Source organism: Anoxybacillus sp. MB8 (genome assembly GCF_011006755.1).
Classification (GTDB): domain Bacteria; phylum Bacillota; class Bacilli; order Bacillales; family Anoxybacillaceae; genus Anoxybacillus; species Anoxybacillus gonensis.
Map to the genome: position 1 here is coordinate 1 of NZ_RXXX01000089.1, position 1889 is coordinate 1889.

The 1889-nt window shown below is 45.1% G+C and carries 1 protein-coding gene; it reads left to right on the forward strand.

Annotated features, from left to right (window positions below; genetic code table 11):
- Positions 1 to 550 precede the first annotated feature (550 nt).
- Positions 551 to 1813, forward strand: a complete 1263-nt coding sequence (ltrA, locus tag EKC99_RS15230; protein WP_163152648.1) for a group II intron reverse transcriptase/maturase — start codon at positions 551 to 553, stop codon at positions 1811 to 1813.
- The last annotated feature ends 76 nt before the right edge of the window (positions 1814 to 1889 follow it).

A 1889-nucleotide genomic window follows, 5' to 3' on the forward strand; every position in this document is an offset into this window, starting at 1 on the left:
TGTGCGCTCGGCATGGGTGCAATCTCTAGGGTGAAAGTCCCGAACTGCGAAGGCAGAAGTAGCAGTTAGCTTAACGCAAGGGTGTCCGTGGTGACGCGGAATCTGAAGGAAGCGAGCGGCAAACTTCCGGTCTGAGGAACACGAACTTCATACAAGGCTAGGTATCATTGGATGAGTTTGCATGACAAAACAAAGTCCTTTCTGCCGAAGGTGATACAGAGTAAATGAAGCAGATAGATGGAAGGAAAGATTGCACTCTTACCCGAGGAGGTCTGATGGATACGTGAAGTACGCTTCATAACCTACTTAGTGATAGGTAGCTGAACCATCAGAAGTCAGCAGAGGTCATAGTACGAATCGGTCTAGAACGATTCGGAAGGACTGAACAATCAAGAGAAAATAGCCCTTGGCATTCAGTTCGTCATGATGAACACAGAAAACATGGTACCTCCCAAGAGAAAGGAAACGGTGAATTCCGTGGGGGATCTGTTGGAGGGTGGAGTGACGACTGGCATAAGAAGATCAGCTATTTACGGAAGGAAGAAGAACGATGATTTTGAATCAAATCCTGTCACGGGAGAATATGCTTCTCGCATTGAAACGAGTAGAACAAAATAAGGGAAGTCATGGAGTAGATCAGATGCCCGTACAAAACCTACGAACGCATATCGTCGAAAACTGGCAGTCCATCAAAGAGGCGATTCTCAAAGGTACCTATGAACCGATGCCTGTCCGAAGAGTCGAAATCCCGAAACCTGATGGCGGTGTTCGGTTACTAGGTATCCCAACCGTGACAGACCGTTTGATTCAACAGGCAATTGCCCAAGTATTGTCGAAGATATATGACCCCATGTTTTCTGAACATAGCTATGGCTTTCGCCCAAATCGAAGCGCCCATGATGCAGTGAGGAAAGCACAAGGATATATCAAAGAGGGATACCGATGGGTTGTAGACATTGATTTAGAAAAGTTCTTTGATCAGGTCAACCACGACAGACTCATGAGCACATTGGCGAAAAGAATCCACGATAAACCGTTATTGAAATTAATCCGCAAATACCTGCAGTCGGGTGTCATGATTCATGGAGTGGTTTCAAGTACAGAAAAAGGGACACCACAAGGTGGTCCATTAAGTCCGCTCCTTTCAAACATCGTTCTTGACGAGTTGGATAAAGAATTAGAAAAGAGAGGACATAAATTCGTTCGTTACGCAGATGACTGTAACATTTACGTAAAATCAAAAAGAGCAGGAGAACGAACAATGGCAAGCGTTCGACGATTCATTGAACGCAAACTCCGCTTGAAAGTGAATGAGAAAAAGTCGGCAGTAGACCGTCCATGGAAACGAAAATTCCTTGGATTTAGCTTCACCGACGCAAAGGAACCAAACGTTCGAATCGCGAAAGAAAGCCTGAAACGAATGAAAAAGAAAGTACGAGAAATCACTTCTAGGAGAATGCCATATCCCATGGAATATCGGATTCAGAAACTGAATCAGTATGTAGTAGGATGGTGTGGATACTTTGCGCTGGCGGATACGAAATCAATCTTTCGGAAACTAGACGGATGGATTCGTCGAAGACTTCGCATGTGCTTGTGGAAGAATTGGAAAACACCAAAAACGAGGGTGCGAAACTTGATCAAATTGGGAGTTCCTTCGTGGAAAGCCTATGAATGGGGGAATAGTCGGAAAGGATACTGGCGTATTTCAAATAGCCCCATCTTACACAAAACCCTTGGAAACTCCTACTGGAATGACCAAGGGCTCAAAAGTCTACAAGAGCGTTACGAATTCTTGCGTCACTTATCTTGATTGAACCGCCGTATACGGAACCGTACGTACGGTGGTGTGAGAGGACGGAGGTTAATCACCTCCTCCTACTCGATTG